Annotated in this window: 13 protein-coding genes; 7 read left to right on the plus strand and 6 right to left on the minus strand. The window is 72.0% G+C overall.

Going from position 1 to position 15,503, the window contains the following annotated elements:
• Positions 1-15 precede the first annotated feature (15 nt).
• The 3 genes from ACIB24_RS16000 (at position 16) to ACIB24_RS16010 (ending at position 3,001) form a co-directional block, all read left to right on the plus strand.
• Positions 16-948 (plus strand): carbohydrate kinase, encoded by a 933-nt coding sequence (locus ACIB24_RS16000; RefSeq protein WP_398282420.1) that lies wholly within the window; start codon positions 16-18, stop codon positions 946-948.
• A 75-nt stretch (positions 949-1,023) separates the two neighbouring features.
• The gene (locus tag ACIB24_RS16005) at positions 1,024-1,479 is read left to right on the plus strand and encodes a MarR family winged helix-turn-helix transcriptional regulator (protein WP_398282422.1); all 456 of its coding nucleotides are present in this window, start codon (positions 1,024-1,026) and stop codon (positions 1,477-1,479) included.
• Between the two features lie 43 nt (positions 1,480-1,522).
• Positions 1,523-3,001 carry an MFS transporter gene (locus ACIB24_RS16010; protein WP_398282874.1) on the plus strand — a complete coding sequence of 493 codons (1,479 nt, stop codon included), beginning with the start codon at positions 1,523-1,525 and terminating at the stop codon, positions 2,999-3,001.
• A 12-nt stretch (positions 3,002-3,013) separates the two neighbouring features.
• Here ACIB24_RS16010 and ACIB24_RS16015 read toward each other — a convergent pair whose 3' ends face one another.
• The 3 genes from ACIB24_RS16015 to ACIB24_RS16025 form a co-directional block, all read right to left on the minus strand.
• Entirely contained in the window at positions 3,014-4,690 is a 1,677-nt protein-coding gene (locus ACIB24_RS16015) for a fumarate hydratase (protein WP_398282424.1), read from the minus strand.
• Between the two features lie 15 nt (positions 4,691-4,705).
• Positions 4,706-6,430 (minus strand): phosphatidylglycerol lysyltransferase domain-containing protein, encoded by a 1,725-nt coding sequence (locus ACIB24_RS16020; protein WP_398282426.1) that lies wholly within the window; start codon positions 6,428-6,430, stop codon positions 4,706-4,708.
• Positions 6,431-6,507: 77 nt separating this feature from the next.
• The gene (locus ACIB24_RS16025; RefSeq protein WP_398282428.1) at positions 6,508-7,593 is read right to left on the minus strand and encodes a hypothetical protein; all 1,086 of its coding nucleotides are present in this window, start codon (positions 7,591-7,593) and stop codon (positions 6,508-6,510) included.
• Positions 7,594-7,777: 184 nt separating this feature from the next.
• Between ACIB24_RS16025 and ACIB24_RS16030 the strand changes: the two genes are divergently transcribed.
• Positions 7,778-8,407 (plus strand): carbonic anhydrase, encoded by a 630-nt coding sequence (locus tag ACIB24_RS16030; protein WP_398282430.1) that lies wholly within the window; start codon positions 7,778-7,780, stop codon positions 8,405-8,407.
• 84 nt (positions 8,408-8,491) lie between these two features.
• On the opposite strand, the gene ACIB24_RS16035 is transcribed toward ACIB24_RS16030, so the two are convergent.
• Positions 8,492-9,283, minus strand: coding sequence for a class I SAM-dependent methyltransferase (locus ACIB24_RS16035; protein WP_398282432.1), 792 nt, complete (start codon positions 9,281-9,283; stop codon positions 8,492-8,494).
• A 254-nt stretch (positions 9,284-9,537) separates the two neighbouring features.
• On the opposite strand from ACIB24_RS16035, the gene ACIB24_RS16040 reads away from it, so the two are divergent.
• Together ACIB24_RS16040 and ACIB24_RS16045 are read left to right on the plus strand one after the other, a co-directional pair.
• Positions 9,538-9,726, plus strand: a complete 189-nt coding sequence (locus tag ACIB24_RS16040; RefSeq protein WP_398282433.1) for a hypothetical protein — start codon at positions 9,538-9,540, stop codon at positions 9,724-9,726.
• A 70-nt stretch (positions 9,727-9,796) separates the two neighbouring features.
• The gene (locus ACIB24_RS16045; protein ID WP_398282435.1) at positions 9,797-11,188 is read left to right on the plus strand and encodes a class II fumarate hydratase; all 1,392 of its coding nucleotides are present in this window, start codon (positions 9,797-9,799) and stop codon (positions 11,186-11,188) included.
• A 22-nt stretch (positions 11,189-11,210) separates the two neighbouring features.
• Here ACIB24_RS16045 and ACIB24_RS16050 read toward each other — a convergent pair whose 3' ends face one another.
• Entirely contained in the window at positions 11,211-12,623 is a 1,413-nt protein-coding gene (locus tag ACIB24_RS16050) for an aggregation-promoting factor C-terminal-like domain-containing protein (protein ID WP_398282437.1), read from the minus strand.
• Between the two features lie 288 nt (positions 12,624-12,911).
• Positions 12,912-14,186 carry a PhoH family protein gene (locus ACIB24_RS16055; protein ID WP_398282876.1) on the minus strand — a complete coding sequence of 425 codons (1,275 nt, stop codon included), beginning with the start codon at positions 14,184-14,186 and terminating at the stop codon, positions 12,912-12,914.
• A gap of 389 nt (positions 14,187-14,575) precedes the next feature.
• Here ACIB24_RS16055 and ACIB24_RS16060 point away from each other — a divergent pair, with 389 nt between their 5' ends.
• Positions 14,576-15,454, plus strand: coding sequence for a hypothetical protein (locus ACIB24_RS16060; protein ID WP_398282439.1), 879 nt, complete (start codon positions 14,576-14,578; stop codon positions 15,452-15,454).
• Positions 15,455-15,503 lie beyond the last annotated feature (49 nt).

Below are 15,503 nucleotides of genomic sequence, written 5' to 3' on the forward strand. Positions count from 1 at the left end.
CGCAAGGAGGCAGCCGTGAAAGACATCCTTGTCATCGGCGAGGCCCTGGTGGACGTGGTCGTCCCACCCGACGGCGCGGTGGCCGAACACCCCGGCGGCAGCCCGGCCAACGTCGCCCTCGGCCTGGCCCGGCTCGGCCGGTCCGTCGACCTCCTCACCCGGATCGGGAAGGACGAGCGCGGGCGGGACGTCGCCGCCCACCTCGAGCGGTCGGGCGTCCGGCTGGCCCCCGGTTCCGTGGTCGACGCTCGAACCTCCACCGCGACCGCCCGACTCGACCCGGACGGCGTCGCCAGCTACGAGTTCGACCTGCTCTGGGACCTGCCGCCCGACGCGCGGGCCGGGGACGTGGACGCCGTGCACACGGGGTCGATCGCGGCGGCCGTGGGCCCGGGCGCCGAGGCCGTCGCCCGGATCGTCGAGGAGGCGGCCGGTCGTGCGGTGATCACCTACGACCCGAACGCGCGGCCCGCCTTGATGGGTGACCCGGTCGGCGACCCGGTGAGCACGCTCGCCACGATGCAGCGCCTGATCCGCACTGCGGACGTCGTCAAGGTCAGCGACGAGGACCTGGCCTGGTTGCTGCCCGGGCAGGACCCGCTGGCCGTGGCCGAGCAGTGGCGCACCGACGGTCCGGCCCTGGTGGTGGTCACGCGTGGGGGGCGCGGGGCGAGCGGCGTCCTGTCGTCCGGAGTGGTGGAGGTGGGGGCGCCACCGATCACCGTGGCCGACACGGTGGGCGCGGGCGACGCCTTCATGTCCGGCCTGCTGGACGCCCTGGCCCAGCGGGGCCTGCTCGAGCCGTCCGGCCGAGAAGCGTTGCACGGCTTGGTTCCCGGCGCGCTCGCGCCGATCCTGACGCACGCCGTGAAGGTCGCCGCCTACACGTGCACGCGGCCCGGCGCCGACCCGCCGACGCGCAGACAGCTGGCCTCCTTCGTCCGCTGACGGGGTTCGTTCCGGCTCACCCGGACGGCGGTCCCCCGCTTGACGGGATTTAGTGAGGGCCCTCATGATGAGGGAATGTCATCCGTTGAGCAGGGCGTGCAGGCGGCCGAACTGCTGCTGCGCGTGATGAAGCGGATGCGCCGACGGGTCGACGACGCGCTGACCGAGCACGGGCTGACCCTCCCCCGGGCCAAGGTGCTGGGCGCCCTCGGCGACGAGGGGTGCCCGCAGGCCGCCCTGGCCGCGCACTTCGACCTGGCCCCGCGCACCGTGACCGAACTGGTCGACGGCCTGGAGCGGGCCGGCTACGTCGAGCGCCAACCCGACCCGGACGACCGGCGCGTGCGCCGGGTGACCCTGACCGACGACGGCCGCGAGGCCCACGACCGGGCCGCGCATGTCCGCAGCACCGTCATGGACCAGGTCTTCGGCGACCTGCCCGACGAGGACCTCCAGAACCTGATCCGCATCCTCACCCGGGTGAACGAACACCTGGACGCGAACCCTCAACCGCCGCCCGCCCAGGGCTGACCGGTTCAGAATCCTTCCGAGACAAGGGATGTCCATGTCCACCATGTCCACCATGACCGACACCCAGCGGCATCACCACGAGCACCGCTGGGCCATTCTCGCCGTCATCGCCGTCGCCCAGCTGATGGTCGTCCTCGACGCGACGATCGTGAACATCGCGCTGCCCACGGCGCAGAGCGCGCTCGACTTCGCCGACGACCAGCGGCAGTGGGTCATCACCGCCTACGCCCTGGCCTTCGGCAGCCTGCTCCTCCTCGGCGGCAAGGTGGGCGACCTGTTCGGCCGCAAGTGGGCGTTCGTCGCGGGCCTCGTCGGCTTCGCGGTCGCCTCCGCGATCGGCGGCGCCGCAACCAATTTCGAGACCCTGGTCGCCGCCCGGGCGCTGCAGGGCGTGTTCGGTGCGCTGCTCGCCCCGGCCGCCCTCTCGACGCTGGCCAACACCTTCACCGACCCCTCCGAACGCGGTCGGGCCTTCGGGATCTTCGGGGCGATGGCCGGCGGCGGGGGCGCCGTCGGCCTGCTGCTCGGCGGCGCGCTGACCGAGTACACGACCTGGCGCTGGTGCTTCTTCGTGAACCTGATCTTCGCGGGTGTGGCCACCGTCGGCGCCCTGGTGCTGCTGCGCAACGAGCCGCACCCGAACAAGCCGAAGGTCGACCTGCTCGGCTCGGCACTGGCCGCCTCGGGCGCCTTCATGCTGGTGTACGGGCTGTCCCGGGCCGAGCAGGACGGTTGGGGCGCCACCGGCACGCTGGTCAGCCTGGCGGTCGGCGTTCTGCTGATCGCCGCCTTCGTGTTCACCGAGACCCGCGTCGCGCACCCGCTCCTGCCGCTGCGCATCGTCCTGAGCCGCGCCCGCGGCGGCGCCTACCTGGCCATGGCCACCGGCGCGATCGCCCTGTTCGGGCTGTTCCTCTTCCTGACCTACTACGTGCAGGTCATCCTCGGCTTCTCGCCGCTGAAGGCGGGCTTCGCGTTCGTACCGATGATCCTGTGCGTGCTGATCTCCTCGATCCTGACCAACGTCCGGCTGCTGCCGATCGTCGGCGCGCGCGGGCTGATCAGCGGGGGCATGCTGCTGGCCGCCGCCGGGCTCACCCTGCTGTCGCGGGTCGAGGTGGACTCCAGCTACGTCAGCCACGTCCTGCCGGCGTTGCCGATCATCGGTCTCGGCATGGGCGCGATCTTCGCCACGGTGTTCAACACCGCGACCTCGCACGTCGCGCCGCAGGACGCCGGAGTGGCCTCGGCCCTGGTCAACACCTCGCAGCAGGTGGGCGGTTCGATCGGGACGGCGCTGCTGAGCACCGTGGCCGCGCACGCCACCACCGGCTACCTGGCCGACCACGGCGCGGCCACCGCCCTGGCCCAGGCGGCCGGTGCCGTCCACGGGTACAAGGTCGCGTTCCTGACCTCGGCGGCGATCTTCCTCGCCGGTTCGGTGATCAGCTTCCTGCTGATCCGCCCGCACGAGGTCCCGGTGGCCGGGACGCAGGCGGACGCTGCAGAGGCCGTCGCCTAGCCACCGACCGGGCTACAGCCCCGGTCGGCGGGGGATGCTCATCGCGACGGGCGGGGCGACCTTGGCGAAGAAGTCGTTGCCCTTGTCGTCGACCACGACGAAGGCCGGGAAGTCCTCGACCTCGATCTTCCAGACCGCCTCCATGCCGAGCTCGGCGTACTCGACGACCTCGACGTGCTTGATGCAGTCCTGGGCCAGCCGCGCCGCCGGGCCGCCGATCGAACCGAGGTAGAACCCGCCGAACTCCGCGCAGGCCTCGGTCACCTGGCCCGACCGGTTGCCCTTGGCCAGCATCACCAGTGAGCCCCCGGCGGCCTGGAACTGCTTGACGTAGGAGTCCATCCGGCCCGCGGTGGTCGGCCCGAACGAGCCGCTCGCGTAGCCCTCCGGGGTCTTGGCCGGGCCCGCGTAGTAGACGGCGTGGTCCCGCAGGTACTGAGGCATCTCCTCGCCCGCGTCCAGCCGTTCCTTGATCTTGGCATGCGCGATGTCGCGGGCCACGACGAGCGGCCCGGTCAGCGAGAGCCGGGTCTTCACGGGGTATTTCGTCAGCTCGGCCCGGATCTCGGCCATCGGCCGGTTCAGGTCGATGCGCACCACCTCGTCGTCGAGGTGCTCGTCGGTGGTCTCGGGCAGGTACTGCGCCGGGTCGGTCTCCAGCTGTTCCAGCCAGATGCCCGACGCGGTGATCTTCCCGACCGCCTGCCGGTCGGCACTGCACGAGACGGCGATCGCCACGGGGCAGGAGGCACCGTGGCGCGGCAGCCTCACCACCCGCACGTCGTGGCAGAAGTACTTACCGCCGAACTGGGCGCCGATGCCGAACTGCCGGGTCAGCTCCAGCACCTCGAGCTCTAGGTCGAGGTCCCGGAAGCCCTGCCCCGCAGGCGATCCCGACGTGGGCAGCCCGTCCAGGTACTTCGCCGAGGCGTACTTCGCGGTCTTCAGCGCGTACTCGGCGCTGGTGCCGCCGACGACGATGGCCAGGTGGTACGGCGGGCAGGCCGCGGTGCCCAGCGAACGCAGCTTCTCGTCCAGGAACTTCATCATCCCGGCCGGGTTCAGCACCGCCTTCGTCTCCTGGTAGAGGAACGACTTGTTAGCGCTGCCGCCGCCTTTGGCCATGAAGAGGAAGTGGTACTCCGACTCGTGGCCCGGCGTGGTGTCGGCGTAGATCTCGACCTGGGCGGGCAGGTTGGAGCCGGTGTTCTTCTCCTCCCACATGGTCAACGGCGCCATCTGCGAGTAGCGCAGGTTCAGCCGCGTGTAGGCGTCGAACACCCCCCGCGAGACCGCCTCCTCGTCGCTGACCGCGCCCGTGGTGAGCACCTGCGACCCGCGCTTGCCCATCACGATCGCCGTGCCCGTGTCCTGGCACATCGGCAGCACGCCGCCCGCGGCGACGTTGGCGTTGCGCAGCAGGTCGAGCGCCACGAACCGGTCGTTGGGGCTGGCCTCGGGGTCGTCGAGGATGCGCCGCAGCTGCGCCAGGTGGGCCGGGCGCAGGTAGTGCGCGATGTCGTGCATCGCCGTGTCGGTCAGCAGCGACAACGCCTCGGGCGCCACCTCGAGGAACTGGCGGCCGGCGGCCTCAACCACCTGCACGCCGTCGGTGCCGAGCAGCCGGTACTCGGTGGGCAACTTGGCGGCGGGCAGCAGATCGGTGTACGCGAAGTCGGCAGTTGGCACGGCTGGAAGGGTAGCTCAGCGTCCACGCTGCGGGTGAAGCCAGCGCGGTAGGTGCGGGCGGGCCACGAAGGCCTCCGCCTCCAGCGCGGCGAGCGCGATCCGGGGCAGGTCCAGGCTGCGCCGGAAGGAGACGAAACGCGGCACCCAGTCGGGGTGGTACTTCGCATTGGCCCGGTACAGGGACTCGACCTGGAACCAGCGGGAGACCAGCAACAAGACCCGGTGCCACAGCCGCAGCACCGGCCCGGCCCCCACCCGTGCCCCACGGGCGAAGACGGCCCGGAAGACCGCGAAGTTCAGGGAGATCCGCTTCACGCCCCAGCCGCGGGTCGCCTCGGCCACCTGCGCCACGGCGAACTCGACGGTGCCGTTCTCGCTGCCGCGGGCCCGGCGCATCAGGTCGAGCGACAACCCGGTGGCCCCCCACGGGACGAACCCGAGAACGGCGACCAGCCGACCGTCGGCGTCGCGCACCTGGGCCAGGGCCAGGTCGGGGTCGGCGGCCACGTCGCCGAGGCGGCTCAGCGCCATCGAGAAACCCCGCTCGACCTCCTCGCCGCGGAACGCCTCGGCCGCCGCGCCCAGTTCGGACAGGACGGCGGGGGCCAGGTCCTTCTGCCGGTCCACCCGGCAGGTGTACCCCGCCCGGACACACCGGTTGACGGCCTGCCGGACGCCACGCATCGCGCGCCCTTCGAGGGTGAACCCGGCCAGGTCGACGACCGCCTCGTCGCCGAGTTCGAGTGCGTCCAAGCCGTACCGCTTGAGCACCAGCGCCCCGGCCTCCGAGGTACCGACCACACCGGGTACCCAGCCGTAGAGCTCGGCCTCGGCCAGCCACGCCTCGATCGCCCCGGGCCAGGCCTCGTAGTCACCGATCGGGTCCCCCGAGGCGAGGCTGACCCCGCCGAGCACCCGGTAGGCCACGGCCGCCTTGCCGGACGCCGAGAAGATCACCGACTTGTCCGAACGAAGGCAGAAGTAGCCGAGGGAGTCGTGCTGGCCGAACCGGGCCAGGAGGTCACGCAGCCGCTGCTCGTCGTCCGCGGTACGCACCGGCGGCTTGCGCACCGGGGCGAGCATGGCGGCCAGGGTGAACAGGGCGGTGAAGGCGCCGAGGGTACCCAGAGCGATTCCGGTCAGCTCGGAGAGGCCGGAGTCGCGGAAGCGCAACTGCGGAGCAAACCCGAGCAGGCCGAAGAACACCTCGACCACGCGGTCGCCGAAGGCGCTGTGTGGCGCGGTGCGCGAGGCCAGCAGCAGACCGGCCACCATCGAGCCGCCCCCCATCACCAGGAACACCCGGATGGCCGCCAGCCGGCTGCGGCGCTGGGAGCGAGCGGTGAACTCGTCGCGCCCGTGGACGAGCACCACCAGCACGACCAGGTAGACCGCCGCGACGGCGAACCGCTGGGTCTGCAGGTGCGCCAGCACCCCCGCGGCGACCACCCCGAGGGCGAACCGCCAGGCGCGACGGTTGCGCCGGCGCAGTCCACCGGCCAGCAGCAGCATGGCGGCCGCCGAGGCCATCGCGGTCGCGAAGCCGACCCCGTCCGAGATGATGTCGAACGGGCCGCCTTCCACACCGTGGCCGGGCGCGGCCTCGGTCAGGAAGGCCAGCACGGCACTGAACCGGACCAGCCAGGCGATGGTGGACGGGACACTGCGCGGCCGGTCGACCAGGCCCGGCAGCGCGACCCCGGCGGGCCTCGTGCGCACCGCAGTTCCCTGGCTCACCACGGCCGTGAGTGTAGGGGCGGGCGCAGGCTCGGGGAGCGGGTCCGGGTAACGCCGTCAGACCGCCTTCAGACGCTCGGTCAGGACGGCGAGACGAGGCTGATCACGCGGTCGATCTCGTCGATCACGGCCCGGGCCGGCGCCCCCGACGAGGCGATCCGCCGGATCTCGAGCAGCTTGGTCAGCGTGGCCCGCTCGGCCTGGGCCAGCACCTCGTCGGCCCGCTTCTGGGCCAGCTCGCGCCGGGCCTCCTCCTGCTCCTCGGCGTCGCCGTTGAACAGGGCCTCCAGGGCACCGATCACCCGGTTCAGCACGCTGTGCACGACCTCGGCCGCGAAGCCGCCCAGCAGGGCGACCGCCGGTCGCGCGAGACCCGACAGGGGCGTGTCCGACCCGCTGCCCAGCGGCAGCAGCTCGGCCAGGATCAGCCCGGTCGCCATCCCGAGCAGGATCCGCTGCAGGTACGTGTGGTCGAACTCCGGGTCGTACGTCCCGCGCCCGACCTCCTTGCCGGCCCGGTACAGCGAGATGAGGCACGCGCCCAGCCCGGCCCCCACCAGCAGGAACAGCTCACGGAGCAGCAGGGTGCCGAAGCTCAGCTCACTGATCCCCGAGATCCCCTCTCCCAGGCCCACTCCCGCGCTGGCGGCCCGCGCCTGGGGCACGGCGCTGAAGCCGACGAACACGACCAGGGCGACCAGGGTCGCGAACAGCAACCAGCGCACGAGGGGCACGGACGTGCCCAGGGTGCGCGGACGTCGTCCACCGGGCTTGGGCGGCGTCGGCGCGGCGGCCCCCTTCTGCCGGGGGATCGGCAGGCGCCGGGCCGGACGACGCCGCTCGCGGTAGTCGGCCAGCAGCTCCAGCGTCGCGGGGCGCGCGGGTGCGACCAGGCGGGACAGGTCGCGGTGGGCCCGGACCAGGGCCTCCACGTTCTGCCGCCGGTCGTCGTCGGTGGTGGTCGGGTTCCAGCCCTCGGCGGCCAGGTCGACGATGGCGTTCGGGTCGCGCACCGCGTCGAACATCCACGCCTGCGGCGCCGGGGTGAGCCCCTTGTCGAGCGCGTGCGCAAGCATCACCTCGACCTGCCGGCGCAGGCGGTCGACCTGATGCCCGGTTCGGCCATCGATGCTCGGTACGGTCGCGAGTGCGGTGTCCGGAACCACCACGTCCCCTTTCAGCGGGCTCAGTCCATTGGTGACCGAAGGTAATTGATTGACTGCTTATAGTCGCCATTGATCCGGGCGTGTTCGACCGAAGTCGACCGTTCGGGCGACGGCGACGGGCTTGGACGCGCGTCACATCCGGGGGCCTGTCAGGCGCCGCGGCACCGCTGGAATCATCAGTCCCATGAGCGAACCGGCGACCGGGCCCATCACGACCGCGCACACGGCCCTCGACACGCTGCTGCTGGGCAACGCCCGCTACCTGTCGGGCAGCCCCGCGCACCCGAACCAGGACGCGCACCGCCGCACCGAGCTGGCGTCGGGGCAGAAGCCGTTCGCGCTCATCTTCGGCTGCTCCGACTCCCGGGTGGCCGCCGAGATCATCTTCGACCGCGGGCTGGGCGACCTCTTCATGGTCCGCACCGCCGGGCACGTGGTGGACGACGGCGTGCTGGGCTCGATCGAGTTCGGTGTCGAGGTGCTCGAGGTGCCGCTGATCGTCGTCCTCGGGCACGACAGCTGCGGCGCCGTGAAGGCGACCGCCGACGCCTACAGCAGCGGCGAGATGCCGGGCGGGTACCTGCGCAAGATCGTCGAGCTGGTCACGCCCAGCCTGATCAGCGCCCGACGGCGCGGGATCGAGGAGATCGACGAGATCGTGGCCGAGCACGCCGTCCAGACCGCGCACCTGCTCGTCGAGCGGTCCCCCGCCCTCGCCAAGCGCGTCGCGAACGGCACGCTGGCCGTCGTCCCGATGGCCTACCGGCTCGCGGACGGCGAGGTCCGCGTCCTCGAGGCCCCCGCCTTGGCCTGACCGTACAAGTGCGTCCGTTTCTGTCGCCACGCGAGCCGTCGGCGCGCTCATGGCGACCGAAACGGACGCGGATGCCCCGCAGGTCTAGTAGGGCCACTCGCCGCCGTGGCCGAGCAGCCTCGTCACCCGGCGCAGGCCCAGGACGATCAGCACCTTGAAGAACACGTTGCGGGCGAAGTACGGCAGCTGGGCCAGCTGACGCAGCACGCTGGAGAGGTAGGCCGGGCCCCGCACGTCCTCGCGCCGGTACTCCGTCATCGTCCCGGAGCGCCCGACGTAGCGGAACTTCGCGCCGAACACGAGGGTGGTCAGCAGGGCCAGCGTGACGCCGATCGAGCTGAACGAGTCGTGGATCAGCAACGTCCCGCCCGGGGCCACCTTCCTGCCCCAGCGCACGATGTCGGCGCGGGCGGGCTCGTACCGGTGGGCACCGTCGATGTAGACGACCTCGAGCAGGCCCGGGACGTCGTCGGTCGCGTCCTGGGACGGCTTGCGGATGTGGGTGACCCGCTCCCGGACGCCCTCCCGGGCCAGGTTGGCCATGAAGGTCTCGTGGTCGGCCTGGCCCTCGGCGAATTCGCCGTGGATCTGCTGCGGGCCGCGGTCGTTGCCGCCGTGCGGGTCGATCGCGTAGACCTCGACCCCCGGCACCGAGGCGCTGGACAGGACGATCGCCGAGCGGCCGTGATAGCTGCCGATCTCGACGATCCGGGCGCCCGCGCCCAGGCGGCTGGCGGCGGCCCAGAGCCGCTCGGCCTGGGCCTGGGTCATCCAGCCCTGGACGTCGGAGAGGGCGGCGAAGACCTCGGCGAACGAGCGGCGCCCACCGCGCGCCGTGCCCGTCGACGTGTCCGTGGGAGCGTCAGGGGGCGTCACGTGCGTGAGCATATCGGCGGGCGGGGCCTCGGGAAGGGTCCGGCTGACGCTTCGTCCCCGTTCGGCCTCCTGCGGACGGCCCATGGGCACGGACGCGTTCGGTCGACGCCCGGCGTGGGGCAGGCGCGGGCGGGCCTACCCGCCCATACCGTGGTGACCGACGACGACCTGCGGAGACCCGCCCTGGGCTCAGGTCGTCGGCTCGGGCCGCCGAGACCTCGGGGGAATCGGCGCCGGCACTCGGGGAGGACCACATGTTCCGCAAGATCATCAGTTCCCTGCGGGCCCGAACCTCAAACCTCGAGCGTAGCGACGCCGGGCACGAGGCCGTCGGGCAGGCTCTCCTGATCTCGATCGGGGTCGCGGGCATGCTCGCCGCCGGGCGGCTCGCGGAGGTCAGCACGACCGGCATGCAGACTCTGATGGACGCCCTCAACCGCTGAGCCGGCAGCGGCAGCCTGCAAGCCGGTACCCCGCGTCGCGCAGCCGGGCGCCGGGTACGACGATGTAGCCATGGCTGAGGAGCGGTTCCGGGTCCTGCACGACACGATGGGCGAGGTCCGGGTACCCGCCGATGCGCTCTACGGCGCCCAGACCCAGCGGGCGGTGGAGAACTTCCCGATCAGCGGCACGCGCATCGCCCCCGCCGTGATCCGGGCCCTGGCCCTGATCAAGCTGGCCGCCGCGACCGTGAACAGCCGCCTCGGCGTCCTCGACGAGGACGTCGCCGAAGCCGTGGTCGCGGCCGCCCGGGAGGTCGCGAACGGCGCCTACGCCGACCAGTTCCCGATCGACGTCTTCCAGACCGGCTCGGGCACCTCGACCAACATGAACGTCAACGAGGTCGTGGCCACGCTGGCCGGGCGACGCCTGGGCCGCGACGTGCACCCGAACGACCATGTGAACGCCTCCCAGTCGAGCAACGACACCGTGCCCACCGCCGTCCACCTGGCCGCGGCCCTGGCCGTGACCGAGTCCCTGGTCCCGGCGCTGGAGCACCTGGCCGAGGCCTTCGAGGACCAGGCCGGGCGCACCGCCGACGTGGTGAAGTCGGGGCGCACCCACCTGATGGACGCGACGCCGGTGACCCTCGGCCAGGAGTTCGGCGGCTATGCGGCGCAGGTGCGTCGCGGGGTCGAGCGGGTGCAGGCCGCGCTGCCACGGGTCGCCGAGGTGCCGTTGGGCGGGACGGCGGTCGGCACGGGCATCAACACGCCGCCGGGGTTCGCGGCGGCCGTGATTGAGGAGCTCGGCCAGCTCACGGGCCTGCCGGTGACCGAGGCCCGCGACCACTTCGAGGCGCACGGCGCCCGGGACGCGCTGGTGGAACTCTCCGGGGCGCTGCGGGTGGTCGCGGTCAGCCTGACCAAGATCTGCAACGACCTGCGCTGGATGGGTTCAGGCCCGAACGCGGGGCTCGGCGAGCTGCACCTGCCTGACCTGCAGCCCGGCTCGTCGATCATGCCGGGCAAGGTGAATCCCGTTGTGCCGGAAGCGGTCCTGCAGGTCTGCGCGGTGGTCGTGGGCCACGACGCGACGATCGCGTGGGCCGGGGCGAGCGGCAACTTCGAGCTGAACGTGATGGTCCCGGTGCTGTCGAAGGCTCTTCTGGAGCAGATCGAGCTGCTGGCCTCCGCCACCCGCCTGCTGGCCGACCGGACGGTCTCCGGGATCGAGCCGAACGTCGAACGGGCCCGCACGCTGGCCGAGTCGTCACCCTCGATCGTGACCCCTCTGAACCGGACCATCGGCTACGAGGCGGCGGCGAAGATCGCGAAAACAGCGGTGGCGGAACGCATCACCGTGAAGGAGGCCGCGCTGCGCGCCGGCGTGGTGGCCGACGGGGCGATGACCGAGGAGCAGCTGGACGCCGCGCTGGACGTCTCGACGATGACCCACCCCTGACCCGGGGTCGGGCCGGGAGAACTCAGTACCAGCCGACGGATTCGCTGTGCGCCCAGGCGCCGCAGGGGGTGCCGTAGCGGTCGGCGATGTAGCTGAGGCCCCACTTGATCTGCGTGACCGGGTTCGTCTTCCAGTCCGAGGCCACGCTGCCCATCTTGCTGCCGGGCAGGGCCTGCGGGATGCCGTAGGCGCCCGAGGAGGGGTTGTAGGCCCGGTAGTTCCACTGCGACTCGCGCGTCCACAGCTTGTCGAGGCAGGAGAACTGCGAGGTGCCCCAGCCCCGGTCGGCGGCCAGCAGCTTGGCGATGCCCTTGGGGTTGCGCTGCGCGTCCCGCAGGGCGCGCTCGCGGCGCTCCTCGGCGAGCCGGATCCGCTCGGCGGCCGCCTCGGCCTGGGCCAGCGCGGCGTTGACCTTGCTGTCGCCCGAGGCGAGCTGGAGGCTGGCCACCTGGCTGGCCTGCTGCTGGGCGGCGAGCTGCGCATCCTCGCGCTGGGCGGAGTCGGCGAGCACGGCGCTGGCCGACAGCGACCCGGTCAGCTCGCTCGAGGTCTTGCCACCGAAGTGGGGGGTGCCCCCCATCGAGGTGAGCGCGACCCCCTCGGCGCTGACGACCATGGCCAGCACCAGCAACCGGGCGGCGCCGATCTTCTTGCGGTCCTGCGCGGTGCGCGGGCGACCCGACTGACGGGCCCGCCCCGGGGCCCGCATCGGCTGGGCGGCCAGCCCGCCGGGCACGTCGCCCTGGGGGTCGTAGTACGGGTTGCCGTAGTCATGGGCGGCCAGGCCGGCGGGGGCGGGCGCGGGGGCCTGCACGCCGTCCGCGGCGAGACCCTCGCCCCAGCCCGGTACGTCCAGCGCCCGGGTCTCGGGCGCCTCGTCGAGGTCGTAGTGCGCCTCGCGGGCGGGGGCCGGGACGGCGATCGGCACGGTCTGCTCGGACGGCGCCGGCCGGAAGGCGTTGGGCCCGTGCCGCGGGGCCATCCGCAGCCCGGTCGGGTGCGTCTCCACCCCGCCCGGCAGCGGCAGGACGGCGGCGCTCGGGCGCAGCGCGTAGGGCTGCTGCCCCTCGGCGACCGACTCGGCGGGCACCTCGACCGGCAGGCGCAGCGCCCGGGTCTCGAGGGCCGCGTCGTACGGGTTGCCGAGGATGCCGATCGCGCGGGTCTCGGGGGACTCCTCGACCGCGTGGCCCAGCAGGCCGCCGATGGCCCGGGTCTCCGGCGCCTCGTCGCGATGCGGGGACGGCTTGGCGATGGCCCGCGTCTCCGGGTCACGGCGGGGCCGTCGGGCGCCGGAGCGACCCTCGGCCCGTCGCAGCTCAGAGCGCTTCGGGTAGACGGCGACGGGACGCTGGACGCGGGTCTCGGTCAGCTCCGGGAGCTCCTCCGCGGCCGCACCGTGGAGGTGGGCCAGCCGCAGCGCATCAGTGGCCAACCAACTCTCCGTGATCACGTCACGGTCACGAAGGGCGGTCGGCACGCGCTCTAAGGTGGCCAATTCGTGACCCGGACACAAGTCCTATGCGGAGAAAACAGCCGGAATCTGCGCGATTAGCGAACTCTTTACATCCACCTGACCGGAGTGCCACAACCGGCACACATCCGGACACTGAGCGTCACCAGTCACCCTGTTCGTGATCATGGAAGAAAGCGGCCCCAGCGAGCGGCGAGGGGAACTCGCCGACCCACCGGGGCCGCTTTCTTCCATGATCACGAACAGCCGTCAGGGGACGAAGCCCTCCAGCAGTTCGGTGACCAGCGCCGCCACCGGCGAGCGCTCCGAGCGGTTGAGCGTGACGTGGGCGAACAGCGGGTGCCCCTTCAGCGCCTCGATCACGGCGGCCACCCCGTCGTGCCGGCCGACCCGGAGGTTGTCCCGCTGGGCGACGTCGTGGGTGAGCACGACGCGGCTGTTCTGCCCGATCCGGGAGAGCACCGTCAGGAGGACGTTGCGTTCCAGACTCTGCGCCTCGTCGACGATCACGAAGGCGTCGTGCAGGGACCGCCCGCGGATGTGGGTCAGCGGCAGGACCTCGAGCATGCCGCGGTCCATGACCTCGTCGACGACCTCCTCCGAGACCAGCGCGCCCAGGGTGTCGAAGACCGCCTGGGCCCACGGGTTCATCTTCTCGGCCTCGTTGCCCGGCAGGTACCCGAGGTCCTGGCCGCCGACCGCGTACAGCGGGCGGAACACCACGACCTTGCGGTGCTGCCGGCGCTCCAGCACGGCCTCCAGGCCCGCGCACAACGCGAGCGCGGACTTGCCCGTGCCGGCCCGACCGCCGAGCGAGACGATCCCGATGTCGGAGTCGAGCAGCAGGTCGATCGCGATCCGCTGCTCGGCGCTGCGCCCGTGCAGACCGAACACGTCCCGGTCGCCGCGGACCAGCTTGACCCGCTTCTCCGGGGTGACCCGGCCCAGGGCCGACCCGTTGGGTGAGACCAGGACCAGGCCGGTGTGGCAGGGAAGGTCGCGGGCGGCGTCCAGGTCGAGCGACTCCCCCGCGTAGAGAGCGGCGACCTCCTCCGCCCCGAGCTCCAGCTCTTCGAGGCCGGTCCAGCCGACCTCGACGGCCTGCCCGGCCTCGTACTCCTCGGCGGCGACCCCGGCGGACGAGGCCTTGATCCGCATCGGCAGGTCTTTGCTGACCAGCGTGACCCGACGCCCCTCGTCGGCCAGGTTCCGCGCCACGGCGAGGATCCGGCTGTCGTGGTCACCGGTGCGGAAACCCGCCGGCAGGACGGTCGCGTCGATGTGGTTCAGCTCGACCTGGACCGTGCCGCCGACCTCCCCCACCGGCATCGGGGCGTCCAACCGGCCGTGCTTGAGCCGCAGGTCGTCCAGCAGGCGCAGGGCCTGCCGGGCGAAGTACCCCAGTTCGGGGTGGTTCCTCTTGCCCTCCAACTCCATGATCACGACAACCGGTAGCACCACCTCGTGCTCGGCAAAACGAAGCACGGCCCGCGGATCGGACAGCAGGACCGACGTGTCGAGCACGAAGGTTCTCCGGCTGCCCGGCTCCTGGGCCGTGGCGTCTGCCTGGGTGGTGGATCTCTGCTCGGAACCTGTCACGGTGACTCCCCTCGGTGGAGGATGACGAGCGCACTGCCGGGCGACGACGCTGTTACCTGGCGGTACGACGACGCTACGCGGTGGCACAACCGTCGCCATTGCGACAGGCCGACGTCAACCCATCCGGAGCAACAGACAATTCACAGCCGCACCAAGCCGGTCACGTGGGTGGATTACGTCCACGTGAATAAGGTCTTCCGAGGGGGTGCGAAATCGACTCCTGCGAGTGACCCTTAAGTTCACGTGCGACAACGGTCGATGCTCGAGCACGGCCGTTGCCGTCGGACAGGCTTGTGCTCAGGCTGGAGGTGACGGTGCGGACCGTCGTTCGGGTCGGCGTCCTGGTGGGCGTCGGCGTGCTCGCGCTGGCCGGCTGCTCCCGGCCCGCCTACCAATTCGTCGGCGACTCCAAGCACGACAGCGTGATGCGCCTACCCGCCGGCTGGACCGAGGTGAACGCGGACGACGTCCTCAAGTCCTCGGGCGACTCCGCGTCCGAGGAGACCAGCTGGCTGACCTTCTTCGACGCCTCGAAGCAGCCGTCGATCGACAACGTGGCCCGGCAGTACGCCGACGATCCCGTGCTGGTCGCCCAGACGTTGCAGGTCCCCGACGACGCACGCTCGTCGCTCACCGGTGACTTCCTGCGCGACGTCATCGTGCCGGTGGTCCCCGACGCGGCCGAGCAGCAGGCCGCGCAGCAACTCGTGCAGCAGATCGAGCAGGAGCAGGCCAAGGAGAAGGCCGCGGCCGGCGCCTCCGCGAGCGCGAGCCCGGGGGCGAGCCCCGGCGCCACACCCGCCACCACACCCGCCACCAGCCCGAGCGGCTCCCCCGGCCCCACACCGACGGCCGCGCCGGGCGCCACCCCCAGTGCCGGTGCCGGTGCCGGTGCCAGTACCGGTGCCGCGACGACCGACGGCACCGAGGCCACGAGCGGGACGACGGGAGACACGTACGTCACGTCGTTGCTGCTGCGCTACAAGACCATCACCACGCCGACCGAGCGCGGCGTCCACCTCGTATTCAGCCGCACCCTGCTGGGCCATACCGAGATCTACGACAAGATCGCGGTCACCGACCCGGGCCTGAGCCGCGTCCACATCGTCATGGTGCACTGCTCGCAGGCGTGTTTCAGCGACCGCGGCCGGGAGATCGACCAGGTCGTGTCCTCGTTGCGGGTGAAGCTGTGAGCACAGCCGACCGCACCCCGAAGCGCATCAGCCACCTCCGGAGGAACCG

It is taken from the genome of Spongisporangium articulatum (assembly GCF_044465595.1).
Classification (GTDB): Bacteria; Actinomycetota; Actinomycetes; order Actinomycetales; family Kineosporiaceae; genus Spongisporangium; species Spongisporangium articulatum.

Bases quoted from the DNA above. Each gene is read 5' to 3' on its own strand.
- ACIB24_RS16010 (WP_398282874.1), top strand. From the start codon at position 1,523: ATGTCCACCATGACCGACACCCAGCGGCATCACCACGAGCACCGCTGG.
- ACIB24_RS16005 (WP_398282422.1), top strand. From the start codon at position 1,024: ATGTCATCCGTTGAGCAGGGCGTGCAGGCGGCCGAACTGCTGCTGCGC.
- ACIB24_RS16045 (WP_398282435.1), top strand. From the start codon at position 9,797: ATGGCTGAGGAGCGGTTCCGGGTCCTGCACGACACGATGGGCGAGGTC.
- ACIB24_RS16040 (WP_398282433.1), top strand. From the start codon at position 9,538: ATGTTCCGCAAGATCATCAGTTCCCTGCGGGCCCGAACCTCAAACCTC.
- ACIB24_RS16030 (WP_398282430.1), top strand. From the start codon at position 7,778: ATGAGCGAACCGGCGACCGGGCCCATCACGACCGCGCACACGGCCCTC.